15 protein-coding genes are annotated in these 16651 nt (G+C 62.7%); 5 read left to right on the top strand and 10 right to left on the bottom strand.

The features are described from left to right. A complete protein-coding gene (locus J4G38_RS04175) occupies positions 1-636 on the bottom strand; it encodes an LON peptidase substrate-binding domain-containing protein (RefSeq protein WP_210515321.1) in 636 nt (211 codons plus the stop codon). A gap of 156 nt (positions 637-792) precedes the next feature. On the opposite strand from J4G38_RS04175, the gene mtgA reads away from it, so the two are divergent. Beyond that, the gene (gene mtgA / locus J4G38_RS04170) at positions 793-1554 is read left to right on the top strand and encodes a monofunctional biosynthetic peptidoglycan transglycosylase (protein WP_210515324.1); all 762 of its coding nucleotides are present in this window, start codon (positions 793-795) and stop codon (positions 1552-1554) included. A gap of 5 nt (positions 1555-1559) precedes the next feature. Here mtgA and J4G38_RS04165 read toward each other — a convergent pair whose 3' ends face one another. Beyond that, positions 1560-1844 carry a TIGR03643 family protein gene (locus J4G38_RS04165; protein WP_210515326.1) on the bottom strand — a complete coding sequence of 95 codons (285 nt, stop codon included), beginning with the start codon at positions 1842-1844 and terminating at the stop codon, positions 1560-1562. A gap of 159 nt (positions 1845-2003) precedes the next feature. On the opposite strand from J4G38_RS04165, the gene J4G38_RS04160 reads away from it, so the two are divergent. Beyond that, positions 2004-2468 (top strand): YybH family protein, encoded by a 465-nt coding sequence (locus tag J4G38_RS04160; RefSeq protein WP_210515328.1) that lies wholly within the window; start codon positions 2004-2006, stop codon positions 2466-2468. Between the two features lie 1186 nt (positions 2469-3654). Here J4G38_RS04160 and J4G38_RS04155 read toward each other — a convergent pair. Beyond that, entirely contained in the window at positions 3655-4758 is a 1104-nt protein-coding gene (locus J4G38_RS04155) for an App1 family protein (protein ID WP_210515334.1), read from the bottom strand. A gap of 195 nt (positions 4759-4953) precedes the next feature. On the opposite strand from J4G38_RS04155, the gene J4G38_RS04150 reads away from it, so the two are divergent. Next, positions 4954-6075, top strand: coding sequence for a DNA topoisomerase IB (locus J4G38_RS04150; protein WP_210515337.1), 1122 nt, complete (start codon positions 4954-4956; stop codon positions 6073-6075). Between the two features lie 47 nt (positions 6076-6122). On the opposite strand, the gene J4G38_RS04145 is transcribed toward J4G38_RS04150, so the two are convergent. Further along, the gene (locus tag J4G38_RS04145) at positions 6123-7667 is read right to left on the bottom strand and encodes a hypothetical protein (protein WP_210515339.1); all 1545 of its coding nucleotides are present in this window, start codon (positions 7665-7667) and stop codon (positions 6123-6125) included. An 80-nt stretch (positions 7668-7747) separates the two neighbouring features. Beyond that, positions 7748-9343 carry a hypothetical protein gene (locus tag J4G38_RS04140; RefSeq protein WP_210515341.1) on the bottom strand — a complete coding sequence of 532 codons (1596 nt, stop codon included), beginning with the start codon at positions 9341-9343 and terminating at the stop codon, positions 7748-7750. A gap of 194 nt (positions 9344-9537) precedes the next feature. Between J4G38_RS04140 and J4G38_RS04135 the strand changes: the two genes are divergently transcribed. Then, positions 9538-11151 (top strand): hypothetical protein, encoded by a 1614-nt coding sequence (locus J4G38_RS04135; protein WP_210515344.1) that lies wholly within the window; start codon positions 9538-9540, stop codon positions 11149-11151. On the opposite strand, the gene J4G38_RS04130 is transcribed toward J4G38_RS04135, so the two are convergent. From J4G38_RS04130 to J4G38_RS04120, 3 genes are all read right to left on the bottom strand, one after another. Beyond that, the gene (locus J4G38_RS04130; protein ID WP_226163139.1) at positions 11148-11858 is read right to left on the bottom strand and encodes a spheroidene monooxygenase; all 711 of its coding nucleotides are present in this window, start codon (positions 11856-11858) and stop codon (positions 11148-11150) included. The genes J4G38_RS04135 and J4G38_RS04130 overlap by 4 nt on opposite strands. A gap of 9 nt (positions 11859-11867) precedes the next feature. After that, the gene (locus J4G38_RS04125; RefSeq protein ID WP_210515347.1) at positions 11868-12080 is read right to left on the bottom strand and encodes a hypothetical protein; all 213 of its coding nucleotides are present in this window, start codon (positions 12078-12080) and stop codon (positions 11868-11870) included. A 73-nt stretch (positions 12081-12153) separates the two neighbouring features. Further along, positions 12154-12666, bottom strand: a complete 513-nt coding sequence (locus tag J4G38_RS04120; RefSeq protein ID WP_210515350.1) for a pyridoxamine 5'-phosphate oxidase family protein — start codon at positions 12664-12666, stop codon at positions 12154-12156. Positions 12667-12794: 128 nt separating this feature from the next. On the opposite strand from J4G38_RS04120, the gene J4G38_RS04115 reads away from it, so the two are divergent. Next, positions 12795-13391 (top strand): acyl carrier protein phosphodiesterase, encoded by a 597-nt coding sequence (locus J4G38_RS04115; RefSeq protein ID WP_210515353.1) that lies wholly within the window; start codon positions 12795-12797, stop codon positions 13389-13391. A 146-nt stretch (positions 13392-13537) separates the two neighbouring features. Here the strand turns inward: J4G38_RS04115 and J4G38_RS04110 are convergent, their stop codons facing one another. Next, on the bottom strand, positions 13538-14053 hold the full coding sequence (locus tag J4G38_RS04110; RefSeq protein ID WP_210515356.1) for an FKBP-type peptidyl-prolyl cis-trans isomerase: 516 nt from the start codon (positions 14051-14053) through the stop codon (positions 13538-13540). 126 nt (positions 14054-14179) lie between these two features. After that, on the bottom strand, positions 14180-16369 hold the full coding sequence (locus tag J4G38_RS04105) for a catalase (RefSeq protein WP_210515359.1): 2190 nt from the start codon (positions 16367-16369) through the stop codon (positions 14180-14182). Between the last annotated feature and the right edge of the window lie 282 nt (positions 16370-16651).

Below are 16651 nucleotides of genomic sequence, written 5' to 3'. Positions count from 1 at the left end.
TCAGAAGTTCGGTGGCGTCAGGTTTTTGAAATGGCCATTGAGGCGCACCCGCTCCTTGAGGCGCTCGGTTTCGAGGACCACGGGCAGAATGTTGTCGAGGTGGTCGCGCACGATTTCCTGGCGTTCCTGCTCGCTGGTGGTGGCCAGGAGCTGGTATTCCTGCTCGGTGCTGAAGCCGATGTGGTGGGCCACGTCGAAAATGCAGTAGTTGGGGGCCAGCTCCAGCAGGAGCTTGCGCAGGCCGAGAGCGTCGTAAAGCTGCCGGACCTGTTTGGTGATGATTTCGCGCAACAGGGGGTCGGCTACCTCGTCTTGCACCACTTCTTCGACCAAGCCGCCCGCGTAGAGCTTGCCGGGGGCCTGGCGGTAGAATTTATTGATGCGGAACACGCCCACGGCTTTGGTGCGAATGTCTAATTCACCGCTGGAATAGGTTTGTTCCACGCTCAGAAGGCGCATTTCGGTGCCCAGCTCGCTCAGGGAATTGTCGAGGTAGGGAGGGATGCCAAAGGTGATGTTTTGTTCGATGCATTCGCGCACCAGCTGGCGGTAGCGGGGCTCGAAGATGTGCAGGTTTAGTTTTTCCCCCGGAAAAACCACCAGATTAAGCGGAAACAGCGGGAGCAGGCGGGCCATGAAATGAAGAACTGAACGAGGAGGGGCTACCAGCATCTCAACAATTGAAGTGCTTGATTAGGTTTGGCGCTGCCGGGCGGAAAGTACGTCGGTGAAAGCTGGCGCCAAGGTAGGCGGGAAAGGCGAAACCCCGCTTATCACGCTACTTTTGCCCCAATGTCTTCTGCCAAGCTACTTCCCGACGTTTCCGTTCTGCTCAAAAAAACCGCTCGTTTGCTGCTGCAAGTGGCGGCGGCCCTGTTTCTGGCCTCCGTGGCGTGGGTGCTGATTTACCGCTGGGTAGCGCCGCCCGCCACCTGGCTGATGCTGGACCGGCGCGCCCACGCGCCCATGGGCCTGGGCTACTACGGCATTCAGGCGGAGCCCCGGCTCATTCGCTACCAGTTCCGGACCCTGGACGAGGTGGCCCCCACCGTGCCGCTGGCGCTGGTGGCGGCCGAAGACCAGCGGTTTCTGCTGCACCACGGCTTTGATTTCGACGCCCTGGCCAAGGCGGCCAAACGCAACTGGAACGGCGACGGCACGCACATCGTGGGCGGCAGCACCATTTCGCAGCAAGTGGCCAAAAACGTGTTTTTGTGGCAGGGCCGCAGCTACGTGCGCAAGGCGGCCGAGGCGTATTTTACGGTGCTGATTGAGTTTTTGTGGAACAAGCGCCGCATCATGGAGATGTACCTGAGCGTGGCCGAAATGGGCGACTGCACCTTTGGGGTGGAAGCGGCCAGCCAGCGCTATTTTGGCAAATCGGCCAGCCAGGTAAGTTCAGCTGAGGCGGCGCTGCTGGCCGGCGTGCTGCCCAATCCGCTGCGGTTTCGGGCTTCCAACCCCGGACCGGTGGCGCGGGCCAAGCAGCTGCGGGTGATGCGCAACATGCGCCGCCTGGGCGGCACGGCCTACGTGGCCGAGATGCTGAAATAAGCCGCCTAATCGCGCTTGGAGATTTTGTTGAAGGTGATGTTGCGCTGCAAGGTTGATTTGAAGCGGGCATCATCGACCCGACTTTTGGCCTGGTGCTTGGTGGCGCGGCCCTGCACCCGAGCGCGCCACCGGCGCCAGGAAGAGGCCTTCAGCTCGCGCCGCATGAGCTTGATAACGGCTGGTTCGGTGAGCCCAAATTGCTGCTCAATGGCCTCAAATGGGGTCCGGTCTTCCCAGGCCATTTCAATAACGCGGTCAATCTCCGCATCGGTTAAAGTCGGCGTAGTCATGCCTGGTGCTGTTGAAGGCACGGCCGCACAGTAGTGGCCGTGGAGGGCAATACAACAGCGGAAATTGCTTTTTAGCGGCTGCGCTGAGTCTTTTAATTCGGGTTTTTGGCGAGATTGGGGCTCCAAATCACAACCCCAGCCCCTCATCTCGCCGCGTCTATGGCAAACCTGAAACCAATGCTAGGCCTGATGGCCGGCCTGGCCGGTAATTACTGCGTCGCTGCCCAGGCCGTTTCCAAACCCAGCCCGGAGCTTGCCCGCCGGGCCATTGTGCAGCTGCTCACCACCCAAACGGCGGCCTGGAACCGGGGCGACATTCCCGGTTTCATGCAGGGCTACTGGCAGTCTGATTCGCTGGTGTTCATCGGTCGGAAAGGGCCGACCTATGGCTGGCAGCCCACGCTGGCCAATTACCAGAAGAATTACCCCAATGCGGCCGCGATGGGCCAATTGGACTTCAGCGGTTTGCGAGTGACGCTACTGGCGGCCGGGGCGGCGCAGGTGGTGGGGCGCTGGCATCTGGCACGGCCCTCAGCCGGCGATTTGCAGGGGTATTTCCTGCTCGTGCTCCGGCAGATTGACGGGAAATGGGTGGTGGTGGCCGACCATACAAACAGCCAGTAGGCACTTCAGCCCCTGACCCCCTCTCCAAAAAAGAAGGGGCACTGGTCTTGCTCAGTTAAAAGTGAAGAGTTAAAACCGGGACTACTTTTTAACTGCTGTTACGCACGGTCTTCGTGAAGGTGGCTCGGGGTACTGTAGTGCGGACTCTGTAGTCCGCATCCCCGCGCCAGTTGGGGCTTTAACGGCGCGGGGACGCGGACTACAGAGTCCGCGCTACTCCACTGCGTAACATCAGTTTTATCTCTAAACTGGCATCCTCTCCCCAATGAGAGGGGGCCGGCCCCGGAGGGGTTTCGGGAGGTGACCCGGTCGAGCCGACAAACAAAAAGCCCGCTCCAAACCGGAGCGGACTTTTTTTAGGGTTAAAACCCGGCTGGCCTCTGCCACCTCCGCCAGCAGGCCGGCCCGGCGGATTCGCAGCCGCGCGTGAGCCGTGCTGCCGCTACGAACCGACTCGGCCCGGGCCTTCGCTGCAAACCGAGCCAGCCACGCCGGCGCCGGAGCACCAGCCGGCGCCGGGCCTGGGTCGCCCGCTCAGGCAGGGCCGCCAATTCAAACGCGAGCCGGTCGGCCCGGAACTGGCAGGCGCGCTGGTGCCGCTGCAGCACCGCCAAGTCGGGGGCTTCTTCCGGGGCGGGGCCACCGTGGCTTGCAGGGCCAGCGTGAGGGCGGCCTGGGGCAGGGAGCGCAGGCCGCCCTCTCCCTGGGATACCATCGTGCGGCTAAGGCCCAGGCAGTAGACCAGCGCTGGCTGGCTCAGATTGAAATGCTGGCGTATGCTTGGCAGGAGGCGGGCTGTTTCAGGGGATGCCATATTGCTCTCGTTTTTCAAACAACGCGAAAAGCCGAGAGCAATTGCATGGGTGGTTTTGCTTTCGGCTTTTCGCGTTGCTCGAAAAACGAGAGCAAAGATGACAAAAAAAGTCTCGCTTTTAGCGAAGCTTTTTTTAGCCAGGTAGCAGGGCTTTGTTAAATCGGAGCTTATTGGTTAAATACTGGTGCGAATAACTGCAATTACGCATTCGGGTCGTTCTGCCGTGCGCCTCACCCCCTAGCCCCCTCTCCGAAAAGGAGAGGAGGAACTAGCTCTAAACCGGAAGTTGAAACCCTACGAAACTAGTCTCGCCTCTCTTTTCGGAGAGGGGGATGGGGGTGAGGTGCTCGTGGAGGGCGACTTGCAGCAGTGTCACCCCACCAGCCCCAGCCCCGCCGCGTGCGCGGCGGCGGCGGCGTAATCCGCCACCAGCAGCATCGTCACGCCGTCCACTTTCAGCTCCTCAATAATCGGCCCGATGAGTGCGGCCCGCTCCGGCACCTGCACGTCGCGGATGTAGATGACCCGGATGCGGCCGGGGTGGCGGCGCACCACTTCGCGGTAGATGCGGGCATCTTCCTGGCCACTGTCGCCGAGGAGGACGAAGGGCAGGCGCGGGTAGGTGGTGAGCAGGTCGTCGATTTCGTGCAGCTTGTGGGCGAAGTGGATGGCGGCCGAGCCGGTGACGCCAGGCGGGGGCGTGGTTTTGGGGCGGGCAATGCTGAGGTCGCGGAGCAGAAGCGGGCCGGGCGGCATTTCGTGGATGCCCAGGAACTCATCGAGCACGTCGTACAAGTTCCAGGGGCTGCTGCTGACGTAGAAAAAGGGGTTGTCGGGGCGGCCGGTGCGGCCGCGCTGCAGGCGACGGTAGAAATCGGCCACGCCCACAAAAGGCAGCCTGGAATGGGCATTGCTGAGGAGGGTGCGGGCCAGCATTTTGAGCACGTTGGTGGCGCTGGTTTCGAACACGGTATCATCGAGGTCGGAAATAATGCCGAACTCGGCACTGGGCGGGGGCACCAGCACTTTGGCGGCAGCCAGCACCTCGGGCAGCAGCGGCCGGAAGTGTGCCGGCAGCCGGGCCACGCGCACCGGCACCGGGTACCAGAGGTAGGCCTCGGGCAGGGGCAGGACTTTGGGCTCGATAATGAGGGTGAAATAGCCTTCGTCGTCGGTGGTGACGAGGTGTTGGCTGCCGTCGGGCAGCTCGGCCACGAGGTCGGCCCCGGCTACTTCGCGGCTGTTGAAGCGGCGCACCATGCTGCGGAAGTTGCGCCAGCGCGAGTCGGCCGCGGTTTGGGGGCGCAGGCCGCGGTCGGCCAGCAGGCGGCCTTTGATGTAGAACCTGGCGGCCGTGCCGTAGCTGCGGTAGGCATCGAGCTGCAGGGGCCGCAGCCAGCCGCGCCGCGCCGAAGTGCGGGTGAGGAGGTGGTCGGTCCATTCGGTGAAAGAGGAAAGGGCATCAAGCAGCTTCATGGGGCAAACCTACGGCCGGCAGCGGTGAAGCGAAAGCGAGGACCGTAGCGCGAACGTTGTAGTTCGCGCCTCCGCGCCGTTCGGGTAGCGTTCGGGGACGCGGACTACAATGTTTGCGCTACAGCCACATGGCCTCAGATGGGCCTTTTGCGTAGAACCTCGACGTTCAAATTCCAGGGCCTTTTCGCTCTATCCATGCCCACCGCCACCGAACCCCGCCCGAAAACCCGCAAAAAGCGCCTCAATCCACAGGATGAGGCGCATATCGTGTACAAAGACCCGGCCCGGCAGGCCCGGATGGCCGGCTTGCGCTACGCCTCCGACCAGGGCACGGGCATCACCCGCCACGTCACTCGCGCCGGAAATTTTACCTATCACGATGCGAAAGGGGAGAAAATCAGCGACGCCAAAACGCTGGACCGTATTGCCAGTTTCGTGATTCCACCGGCCTGGACGGAGGTGTGGATTTCGCCCTCGCCCAATACGCACCTGCAGGTGACGGGCCACGACAACCTGGGCCGCAAGCAGTACCGCTACCATCCGGCCTGGGACGAAATGCGCAGCCTGACCAAGTTTTCGCGCCTGCGCACTTTCGGCGAAAAGCTGGCCCCGCTGCGCGAACAGCTCAATAAAGACCTGCGCCGCGCTGCCCTCGACCGCGAAAAAGTGGTGGCGCTGGTGCTCACGCTCATGGACCAGTCCTTCATCCGCATCGGCAACAAGGAGTACGCCAAGAAGAACGGGAAATCGAAACCCAGTTACGGCCTCAGCACTTTGCAGGACAAGCACGTGGCCATCGAGGGCGCTGAGGTTAATTTCAGCTTCGTGGGCAAGAAGGGCGTGCCGCATGACGTGACCCTGCACGATGCCCGGCTGGCCCGGCTGGTGCGCAAATGCAAAGAAATTCCCGGCCAGCACCTGTTCCAGTATTACACCGCCGATGGCCAGCGCCACGCCCTCGAATCGGGGGATGTGAACGAATACCTGAACCGGCACACCGGCCTGGCGCTGTCGGCCAAGGACTTCCGGACCTGGGGCGGCACCGTGAAAATGGTGGAATGCCTGGAAGCCGTGCTCCGGAACGAGCCGGACCTGGCCCCCGAGAAAGTGGTAAAAAGTGCGGTGAAAGAAGTGGCCAGCGGCCTGGGCAACACGCCCACGGTGTGCTCGAAATATTATATTCACCCGCAGGTGGTGAAGCTGTTCAAAACAGGCGAATTGATTGAATTTCTGCGTAGAAACGACGCTGAGGCTACTCCTGGCGACTTGCTCTCGCCCATTGAGCGGCTGGTGCTGAAGATGCTGGAAAAGGCTTGAGTTGAGGCCGGTAAAGACGCCTTCGAGCGCCTCTGTTCCGGGCCGGTTTATTCCTCCGGCAGCTTATCATAGGCGGCCTTGGCGGGGGCGCTGCCTTGCTGGAAACTGATGCCGCGACTATGTTGCGGACCGTGCAGCTCATCGGCGCCAGGGCCGCCGTAAATCCGGATTTTAGGCCGGCTAGCGAAGTTGGAGGCATGTTCTTCAACCACGAAAACATCGTCTCCGCCCAGGCTTTCCAGTTGGATAACATGCGTTTCGGAGGCGAAAAAGGCCCGGTGATAGAGGAGCGGAGCCGCGGGCCCGGCTGCCGGGCCAGGGTACACGTTCACCACCGTAGAATCGGCGTAGCGGTGGATTTCGAACCGCTCGGGCTGGGCAGTGCCGCCCACCACGGCGCGGCGGGCCTGCAGGCGATAAAATAAATCGGCCAGGGCCGGCAATTCGGCTCGCCGCGCCTGCAACGCCGCGATGGTACGCGGGCCTTCCAGGGCGAACACCGCCGGTGGCAGCCGCTGCACGGCGCGGTTAATGAGCGTGTCGGGCAGCAGCTGCTGCATGGCCCGCGCCACGGCCTGGAACTGGGCCCGCGAGAGGGAATTCAGGCCCCGGCGGTCGAGGTAATGGCCCGAGGCCATGAGGCCGGATGCCTGCCGGTAGCGCGGGCCAAAAGTAGCCCAGTGGGGCAGGGCCACATGGCCGATTAGCCAGCCCAAAATGCCGTCGTCGACGCGATAAAAGACCATGTCACGGTCTTTGGGCAGTGGCGAAACAGTGGTGAGGTCCGTTTCGGTTTTGGCATATTCGGCCCAGCTCCACTGGCCGGGGTGCCGGTCCCAGTCGCCGAGCCAGCCGTCGAGCAGGCGCGCCCGGAGCAGGGCCACTTGGTCCAGGCGACAGGCGGGGCCGTTGAACATTGTGGTGAAGACTTTGCCACTATTTACCACGGCGGCCGGGGCCATGGCATCGGGCATCACGGCCGCTTTTTCTTCCAGGTAAGCCAGCTGGCCCCGGAAATGCCGCAAAGAATCCGTCTGAAAAGCAGGGTCGTCGGGGCGCACGTAGAACAGGCGCGGCGCGGCGCGCGGCACCCCCACGGCCGTGGCCAGGGGCGGCACAACCAGCGAGGCATACGGGTTGGTAGACGACACGTTATCGCGCAGGGCATTGACCAGAAAAGTGCCCCGCAGCCACTCCGGCATGGCCCGAATGGGGTCTTTATCCACGGTGCGCAGCACGTATGCCGGGCCGTTGGCGGCCGTCAGGCCCAGGCTGGTGCTGTTGAAGCCGCCACCGATTTTACCGGGGTGCAGGCCGCCGGGCTGCACCTGCGCGAGCCGGAGCACGGGCGCCGTTACGGGCGCGGCCCAGGTGCGGCGGTGGTGCTGGCCCACCAGCGCATTGTAGAGGCCGCCGTGGCGGGCATATTGCCGGCCGGCGGTGGCACCGCGCACGGTGTCGGCGGTAGTAGAAAGGGGCAGGGCGGCATCAGGAAGAGCATCGGCCTGGAAGAACTGCTTGCGAACGCAGCCGGACCCCAGCACTGCCAGGGTGCTCGCAGTTAGAAGGAAAAAACGTAAGCGAAGCGGCATTAAAGGCAAGCTAGAAATTAAGGTCGGGCTTTCAACGGTAACCGGCCAAAAAAGGCTGATGGAAGCGCAGCGCAACGGCTTCAATCGTCGTTCAGGCGGTTGTAGGCGCGATGCTTCTTTTTGGGCAGGCTGGGGCGGTGCGCCCCGGCGGCGGTCATGTCCGAGGCTTCGTCGAAGAGGTGGAGGCGGCGGCTACTGCCTTGCAGGCGCAGCCGGTCGTGGCCCTCGCCGCCATAGAGCAGCACTCGGATGGGCTTGCCGGCGCCGGTGGTGGTCACCTCAAAAACATCGTCGCCACCCAGGCCGTCCAGCGTCAGCTCGTGGGTTTCGGCGGTGAAGTACGTGCGGCGGAACCGGAGCGAGTCGCCGGCCAGCTGTTGGTTCTGGACCGGTGAAAACACGCGCACGGTGGTGGAGTCGGGGTAGCGCTGTACCACAAACCGCTCGGGTTGGGCGGTGCCCCCCAGCGTGGGCTCGTGCGTCAGCGTGAGGTAAAAGGCCTCGGCGGCCTGGGGCAGGGCGTCGCGTCGGGCTTTGAGGGCGGTGGCCAGCCGCGGGCCCTCCAGCGCGAACGCGGCGGGCGGCAGGCAATGCGCGGCCCGGTCGATGAGGGAGTCAGGTAGGCGGCGCTGCAAGTCGGTGGCCACGCGCAGGAAGTCGGCGCGGGTCATTTGCGAGAGGCCCCGCTGGTCAATGAACCGGGCCTGAAACACCAGGCCGGGCAGGTAGCCGTAGGTGGGCTTGAAGGTTTGGAACTGCGAGGCGATGAACGGGCGGGCCGCCAGCCAGGGAATGGCGCCATCATCAAACCGAAAATAGACCTGGTCGCGGTCCTTCGGGATGCCTCGGTAGCGCACCCGGCCGCCGGGCTCCGGAAAGGCCGCCCACTGCCACTGGCCCTCGTGCCGGTCCCAGTCGCCGAGCCAGACGTCGAGCAGGCGGGCGCGCAAAAAAGCCGGCTGGTCGATGAAATGCGAAGGGTGGGTGTACACGTTTTTCAACATGGCCTCGCCGCCCACAAAATCGGCGGCTCCGGCCAGGTCCGGGGTGCACGAGGCCAGGGCGTTATACTTTTCTTCCAGCAGCGCCACTTTGCCCCGAAACCGTTCCGAATTGGGTCCCAGCCCGGTTTCATCCTGCCGAATGTAGACCAGGCGCGGGCGGGTGTGAGGCACGCCCGCCGCCTGGGCCAGCGGCGGCACCGTGAAGGCGCCGTAGGGATTGGCGGCAGAAGTAGCGTCGCGCACAACGTTCAACAAAAACGAGTGCCGGAGGAGGAAAGGCAGGGTTTTACGAGGCTCTTTGTCGAGGGCACGGAGGGCATATTCCCGGTTTTGGGGCCCTGTCAGCGTCATGCTGATGCTTTGAAAGCCGCCGCCGGACTTGCCGGGTTTTAGTCCACCGGGCATAGCAGTGGCCAGGTGCAGCACGGGCACGGTAGCCGGCGCGGCCCATACCCGGCGGTAGTGGCGGCCCCAGACCAGGCAAAAAATGCCCGAATGATGGTTGTAGTGGCGGCCGGCCGTGATGAGCACGCTGTCGGCAGTGGCCGGCAGGGCTTCGGTGCTGCCGGGCCCGATGCGGGCATCGGGCTGGAAGTAATGCAGACGGGCGCAGCCACTGGCGGCAAGTCCCGCCAGTGCCAGAGCCCGCAAGCGCCGTCGAAACCCGGGCAATAGAACGAAAAGCTGAGGCATCCAGGAAAAAAAACAAGGCAGCACGAATGCGCCTTTAACGCAACTCCGCCGTAAAGGTGGAACTTGCCCGGCCGTGCTACACAACCGCAACCCTGCCATTTGCGCTATAGGAGCGCCAATGTCTTTGTTATCGGCTTGCTGTGTAGCGAATTGCTGCTGATTAATTATCCTCTATGCTGCCTGGGGCTGCCTCTTGTTCTGCCGTCTTTTTTCGGGCCTTGTGCGGCGCCCTGGCCGTGGCGGCGGCCGGCTGTGCCGGGCCTAGCCCCAGCAGTTTTGCACCGCCGCAGTGGGCTGCCGACTCGGCTACGGTGCGCATGGCGGCCGGGCCGCAATACGCCAGGGGCGCGGTGTGGCGCTTTTTCTGGGGCACGCACTACCGGGAGTGGTGGGCCACGCCGGTCACGGTGCCGGTGGTGCACCTGGCCACCGTCACCCCCGACACGCTCACGCCCATGCAGGCCGGGGGCAGCTACCAGAGCCACACGCTGCGCCTGCGTACGGCCGGTGGCCGCGAGTTCGTGCTGCGCTCCGTGGATAAAGATGCCAGCGCCGCCCTGCCCGCTGGCTGGATTCGCTGGCTCCTGGGGGGGCTGATGAAGGACCAAACCAGTGCGGGCCAGCCGTTTGGGGCCTACGTGGCCGCGCCCCTGGCCGAAGCCGCCGGCGTGTACCACACCAACCCCAGCCTCGTGTTTGTGCCCAACGACCCCGGCCTGGGCAAGTTCCGGGCCGGCTATGCCAACGCCCTGTACTTGCTGGAAGAGCGGCCCGAAGGCAACTGCAGCGGCATGGCCAGCTTCGGTCACTCGCCGGCCGTGGTCAACACGCGCCACATGCTGGCCCGCCTCCAGCAGCGGCCGGGGGCTCAGGTGGTGGCGCGGGCTTACCTGCGCGCCCGCCTGCTCGATGTGTGGCTGGGCGACTGGAGCCGCCGCCCCGACCAGTGGCGCTGGGCCAGCCTCCCAGCGGCGGGCCGGGTGAGCTACCGGCCCGTTCCCCGCGACCGCGACCAGGCCTTTTTCCTGTTTGATGACGGCGTGCTCACCCGCATTATTTCCTGGTTTGTGCCCAAATACAGCAGCTTTGGCGCCACCATCGGGCTGGGCGCCGTGGATGGCCTCACCACCACCGCCCGCGCCCTCGACCGCACCCTACTGAGTACCCTCAGCGCCGAGGACTTCCGGCAGGAAGCCGACTCGCTGCGCCTCCGGCTGACCGATGCCGTAATTGCCCAGGCGCTTGCCGCCGGCCCGCCCGAAACCCGGGCCGGTATCGCCGCCCGCTTCGCGCCGATGCTCCGGGCCCGGCGCGAGCAGCTGCCCGCCGTGGCCCAGCGCTACTACGAGGTGCTCAGCAAAGAAGCCTGGCTGGTGGGGACCGATAAATCCGAGCGTTTCATCATCAGTGGCGCCGGCGCGGGGCGCTTGCGGGTGCAGATGCTGGCGCGGCGGGCGGGCCAGCCCGACAGCCTGATTGTGGAGCGGGTGTACGACCAGCATGATACGCACCTACTGAACGTGTACGGCTTGGCGGGCAATGATATTTTTGAGTTGCGCCCACCCATCGCGCCCGGTTTCGCCGTGAACATCTACGACGGCGCGGGCCGCGACCAGGTGCTGAGCCCAACTACCTCCCGGGCCGATATTGCCGATTTTACCTGGTACCGCAGCGCCGATGACGACGCCAACCGCAATCGGGCCGGCCTAAATAGTGAAGCTGACCCGCACCCGGAATTATCCGCCAATGGGGCCGGCTGGCTCAAGCGCTACAATTTGCACGACTAGCGCGGCAGCAGGCCAGCCAGTGGGTTCACTCCATCGAGGGTACCGCTGCTGCCCAGCACCTGGAACCGCGCAAACAGCTCCTCGGCGTACCAGTCTTCGCGGCGCGTGAGCTGAATAACTTCCCGGTGCCGGGCGTCGCGGTAGGCGTATTGCTGCATGGCCTGGGCCGAGTCCCACACGCTGAACGTGGCCTGCCGCACCACCGGCAGCTCGCCCAGCCCAATGGCGGCCCGCACGCCCGCCGCCTGCGCCAGGGTGGCGCTGGTAGGCTCCACAAACTGCCAGAAGCGCGGCGTTTTGCGCCACCGGATGCTGGCGCGGGTCAGCACGGCCACCGGCGCGTCATCGCCGGCCAACAAGGGTGGGGCGTAGGCGAAAGGGGTTTTGCCATCCCACAAGCCCTGTGATTTCAGCGGCGCCAGCTGCACGGCCCACATTTCCTCGCTGCGCGCCGCGTAAGTAGCCCAGAGCGGATGTTGCGCAAAAAATGCCGCCGCCACCGCCGCATCTTCCCATACCGCCATGAAGCCGTAGCGCCGCAGGTTGGGCCACAGGCCGAAGCCGTTGCTGGCCCCGCTGCCCAACAGCTTGAAAAACCGCAGGCCCATCACCCGTTGCAAATGCCGGGGCGAGGTGCCCATCTGGGCCAGGCCCCAGCGCTGCTGGCCGGGCTTCAGGGTGAATATGGTGAGGGTAGTATGGGGCAAAATGTGAGTTTATACGGTTAAAAGGCTGCCCAAAATGCCAATAATCAAGGCAAAAATGGCCCATCGTTTAATTCCCCTTTGTTTGAAAAAGGCTCTGAAAGGCTGACTTGTATTGTCGACACTCGTGCCAAACCAAAAGCCGTGGTCCCGGGCTGCATCGGCAAAACCTAAGCCAAGGGAATAAATGGCTGCAAAAGTGAGTAAGGCGAAAAGGGTTTGCATTCAAACGACACAGTGGTTCAACAAAAAAAGGCCGGAATTGCTTCCGGCCTTTCAATAATGGGTACTTAACCGCCTATTTCGGCTGCACCTGGGCGTGCTCGTTCACGTCGTCGTCTTTGCTGCGCTCGCCGGTTACCACGGCCCGCACGTAGCCGTAGGCTTGCGAGAGCAGGCTGCTGGGCGAATCCCAGTATTCGGCTTTATCCACCGTGATTTTCAGGAGCGTGATGTTCGGGTCGTCTTTGCCTTTGGGGAACCAGGCCCGCATGGGCTCGCTCCAGAGCTCGGCAATTTTGGCCTCGTCGCGGTAGGCGTTGGCCCGGCCCGAGACGGAGGCGTACACGTTGCTGTCGGGATTGGAGTAGCTCAGGTTCACCTGGCTGTCCTTCTTCACTTCGTACACCTTGGCCGATTTCACATCGGTGAAGAAGTACAGCGAGCCGTCGGCGTCGGGCTTGATGGTGTACATCGGGCGGCTGTGCAGCGTGTGGTGCTCGTCGGTGGTGGTGAGCATGGCCATGCGCACGTCCTTGATTTTTTCGAATAGCTGGGTCAGGTCGTGGGTTACGGGCGACTGGTCGGACATGGGGAAGGGGAGTAGGGAAAGTGAAAGTCGGACGGCAGCCGATACCAGCCCACCGCGTAATTGCTTACGGCAGCGGCCCGGCTGGGGTTGAATAATTGCCGGCGCTGGCCCGTACCTTTCCCGCGAAAATGAATTTTCTAGCACATCTTTTTCTTGCGGGCCAGCTTGCTTCCCCGACGTATGCCGATATAGTGGTGGGCCAGTTTATTGCCGATTCGGTGCCGGGCAAGCAGCTCGAAAACTACCCCCCCGCCGTGCAGACCGGCATTCGCCTACACCGGGCCATCGATGCCTTTACCGACCAGCACCCCGTGGTGCGCCGCAGCACCCAGCGCCTGCGCGAAGCCGGCTACGGCAAGTACGCCGGCGTGATTTCTGATATGTTCCTCGACCATTTCCTGGCCCGGAATTTCGCGGAATTCTCGCCCGAAATGCTCCCTGATTTCGCCCGGCGGATATATGCCCTACTCACCGCCCGCCAGGCCGAAATGCCGCCCCGCGTGCAGCAATTTCTGCCCTACATGACGCAGCATAACTGGCTGATGGGTTACGTCGAACTGGAAGGCATTCGCCGTGCCCTCAGTGGCCTGAGCCGCCGCGCATCAGCAGGGTCGGGTATGGAGACCGCGGTGGATGAGCTGCGGGCAAACTACGCAGCCTATGAGGCCGATTTCCGGGAGTTTTTTCCAGAGCTGCAGCAGCAGGTGGCAAATATTCTGGAGTGAAATTTTGAATGTAAAAGGCTGAAAAAAGACCGTCATGCTGAGCTTGCCGAAGCACCTCTACTGCGCAACTAATCAGATTTAGTATTGCGGTAGAGATGTTTCGGCAAGCTCAGCATGACGTTAATAATAATCTATTCTACAGGTATTTAGTGCTGGTGGCCGCCTTCGCCGTGCACGTGGCCGTGGGTCATTTCCTCGGCAGTGGCGGGGCGCACGTCCTGCACCTTGCCGTTGAAGTGCATCACCATGCCGGCCAGGGGGTGGTTGAAATCCATTTGCACAGCCGAATCGCCGATGCTTACCACTTTGGCTTGCATGTGGTTGCCTTCGTTGTCGGCCATGGGCAGGAAGTTGCCGGGCTGCAGCATCTCATCATCCAGCTTGCCGTCGATGAGGAAAACTTCCTTCGGGATTTCGACCAGCGCCTGGTCGTCGTATTCGCCGTAGGCCTGCTCGGGCGTGAGGCTGAACTGGAACGCATCGCCGGGGTTCTTGCCGGCGAGGTGGGCTTCAAATTCTTCGGGCAAGCCGCTGTGGCCAAACAGGAACACCATCGGTGAATCGGCTTCGGCGGATTCAACCAGCACTTTTTCCTGGTTTTCGTCGGTCACGCTGAGGTCATAGGTGATGGTGACGACTTGGTTTTGGGAGATGGCAGTCATGAAAATGGGAATGGGTATTGGGGGAGAAAGTGCCAGCCCAAGCGGCTGTGCTGCAAAGAAAAGGAGTTCTGCTGGAAACGGCGGAAGAATTCAACAAAAAAGCAGAACGTCAGCTTCTAACTGCCTTTATGCTGGCGTTGCCGCCAGCTCGCGGCTCCAGAAGCGGTGCCGGGCAATGGCCGCGATAAACTTCGGAGCCAGGCCGCCTACCTGCGCTTCCGAGCTGGTTACCACGCCGTCGGCACTCAACATATCATCGGCCCCCGGATAAGCCGCGGCTTTCAGCAGGTCGATGCCCGCGCCCGAAGCCGCAATCGGCTTGCAGTGGCGGAAGGCCTCGTTCACGAAGCGCACGGCGTCGGCATCCTGCTTCAGTTTGGCCACGCTGGCCTCGCCGCCGGCCACGTACACGGCATCGTATAGCACGGAGGCCGTTGACTGGAACGTGCCGTTAATCAGTAACTCTTCGCCGCCGAGGCCGTGCAAAGTCCCTAGGTGCGTGGCCACGATGGCCGTTTGCGCACCCAGGTCCATCAGGGTTTTCATCAGGCTGATGATGGCGGCTACGTCGGCCCCATCGGTGGCCAGAATGGCAATGTGGCGGGTTTTGATGCTGGCTTTGCCGGCGTTGATGGGGCTGTCCGGGGCAATGCTCAGGGCGGGCGAGCTGGAGGTGTTGGCTTTGGCGGGGGCCGACTGGTAATCGGCTGCGTTGCCATCGGCGGGCACGGCCAGGTTGAGCTGCACGCCGTCGGCGGAGGGCACGGGCGCGCCCAGTCCTTCGGCCACGCGGCGCACCAATTCGGCATCTACCTGGGCCAGCTGCACCAGGGTACGGGTGCGCACTGCCTCCTTCTGCACATGGCTCAGCTCGAAGCGCAGGGCCTTCACGATGTGCATCTTTTCGGCGTCGGACTGGCTATTCCAGAACAGGCGGGCCTGGCTGTAATGGTCCACGAAACTCTTGCTGCGCATCCGGATTTTGTGGCCATCCACCCGCTCGTGCACCGAGTTGAAGCCGCCTTCGCTGCGCTTGGCCTGCTGGGGGTAATTGTCGTTCAGCCGGTTGGGGCCGTAGCTGGTTTGGCCCTTGTTGATGGTCTGGCGCATATGGCCGTCGCGCTGGTTGTTGTAGATGGGCGCGATGGAGCGGTTAATCGGAATCTCGTGGAAATTAGGCCCGCCGAGACGCTTGAGCTGGGTGTCGAGGTAGGAAAACAGGCGGCCCTGCAACAGCGGGTCGTTGCTGAAATCGATGCCCGGCACCATGTGGCTCAGGCAGAAAGCCACCTGCTCGGTTTCAGCAAAGTAGTTGTCCACGTTGCGGTTGAGCACCATTTTGCCAATCTTGACCACCGGAACCAGCTCCTCTGGAATCAGCTTGGTTGCGTCCAGAATGTCGAAATCGAACTTGCGCTCGTCGGCTTCTTCCACCACTTGCACGCCCAGCTCCCACTCGGGATAAGCGCCCATTTCGATGCAGTTCCAGAGGTCGCGGCGGTGGAAATCGGGGTCTTTGCCCGAAATCTGCTGGGCTTCTTCCCAGGCCACCGAATGCGTGCCCAGCAGCGGCTTCCAGTGGAATTTCACGAAGCAGGACTTGCCCGCGGCGTTCACCAGCCGGAAGGTGTGAATGCCGAAGCCTTCCATCATGCGCAGGCTGCGGGGCAGGCCGCGGTCCGACATGGCCCAGAGCAGCATGTGCGTAGATTCGGGGTTGGTCGAAATGAAGTCGTAGAACGTGTCGTGGGCCGATGCGGCCTGCGGAATCTCGTTGTGCGGCTCCGGTTTCACGGCGTGGATGAAGTCGGGAAACTTGATGGCGTCCTGGATGAAGAACACCGGGATGTTGTTGCCCACCAGGTCGTAAACGCCTTCTTCGGTGTAGAATTTCACGGCGAAGCCCCGCACGTCGCGCGCCATATCCGACGAGCCCCGCGAGCCTGCCACCGTGGAGAAGCGTGTGAAAACCGGCGTGACAGCGCCGGGCTGCAGGAAGGCGGCGCGGCTCAGCTCGCTTGCGTTGCCGTAGGCCTCGAAGTAGCCGTGGGCGGCCACGCCTCGGGCGTGCACCACCCGCTCCGGGATGCGCTCGTGGTCGAAATGGGTGATTTTTTCGCGCAGCAGGAAGTCTTCCAGCAGCGTGGGTCCGCGCTCGTCGGCCTTGAGCGAGTTCTGGTCGTCATTGACGCGCAGGCCTTGGTTGGAGGTCAGGAACTGGCCCAAGCCATCCTCGGTATTCTTGGCCAGGTCCCCGGTTTTGGGGTTGCTCACAGCGTCTTCGTTCGACTGCTTGGCGATGGGTTTTTTGCTCATGGAAAGGCGGTGAAATGGTTGAATGCCTTGGCGTGAACGTGCTTTTTGGTCAGGTGGTTAGCGTATTTTTTTAAGCATTAACGTAATCTTTTTTTGCTTCTGCCGCCTACTGATTTGAGCGTCAACAGCTGAAGTTGGCTTAGCGAGGAGCCTGTTCCGGAGGCATTGAGGGAATATTAAGGGAATGCCCATGATTTCGGTGCGCTACGGCCCCCAAACACATGTTGCGGGCCAGCGGGCGGATAACCCCGCCGCCGCCCGGCGCGTACCGATGGCGTGAGA

Source organism: Hymenobacter terricola (assembly GCF_017921975.2).
In the GTDB taxonomy this organism is placed as follows: Bacteria; Bacteroidota; Bacteroidia; order Cytophagales; family Hymenobacteraceae; genus Hymenobacter; species Hymenobacter terricola.
This window is presented reverse-complemented; position numbering and strand designations above follow the sequence as displayed.

Excerpts from the sequence above, each read along its gene's own strand:
- J4G38_RS04175 (WP_210515321.1), bottom strand. The coding sequence starts at position 636 with ATGGCCCGCCTGCTCCCGCTGTTTCCGCTTAATCTGGTGGTTTTTCCG.
- mtgA (WP_210515324.1), top strand. The coding sequence starts at position 793 with ATGTCTTCTGCCAAGCTACTTCCCGACGTTTCCGTTCTGCTCAAAAAA.
- J4G38_RS04165 (WP_210515326.1), bottom strand. The coding sequence starts at position 1,844 with ATGACTACGCCGACTTTAACCGATGCGGAGATTGACCGCGTTATTGAA.
- J4G38_RS04160 (WP_210515328.1), top strand. The coding sequence starts at position 2,004 with ATGGCAAACCTGAAACCAATGCTAGGCCTGATGGCCGGCCTGGCCGGT.
- J4G38_RS04155 (WP_210515334.1), bottom strand. The coding sequence starts at position 4,758 with ATGAAGCTGCTTGATGCCCTTTCCTCTTTCACCGAATGGACCGACCAC.
- J4G38_RS04150 (WP_210515337.1), top strand. The coding sequence starts at position 4,954 with ATGCCCACCGCCACCGAACCCCGCCCGAAAACCCGCAAAAAGCGCCTC.
- J4G38_RS04145 (WP_210515339.1), bottom strand. The coding sequence starts at position 7,667 with ATGCCGCTTCGCTTACGTTTTTTCCTTCTAACTGCGAGCACCCTGGCA.
- J4G38_RS04135 (WP_210515344.1), top strand. The coding sequence starts at position 9,538 with ATGCTGCCTGGGGCTGCCTCTTGTTCTGCCGTCTTTTTTCGGGCCTTG.
- J4G38_RS04125 (WP_210515347.1), bottom strand. The coding sequence starts at position 12,080 with ATGCAAACCCTTTTCGCCTTACTCACTTTTGCAGCCATTTATTCCCTT.
- J4G38_RS04120 (WP_210515350.1), bottom strand. The coding sequence starts at position 12,666 with ATGTCCGACCAGTCGCCCGTAACCCACGACCTGACCCAGCTATTCGAA.
- J4G38_RS04115 (WP_210515353.1), top strand. The coding sequence starts at position 12,795 with ATGAATTTTCTAGCACATCTTTTTCTTGCGGGCCAGCTTGCTTCCCCG.
- J4G38_RS04110 (WP_210515356.1), bottom strand. The coding sequence starts at position 14,053 with ATGACTGCCATCTCCCAAAACCAAGTCGTCACCATCACCTATGACCTC.
- J4G38_RS04105 (WP_210515359.1), bottom strand. The coding sequence starts at position 16,369 with ATGAGCAAAAAACCCATCGCCAAGCAGTCGAACGAAGACGCTGTGAGC.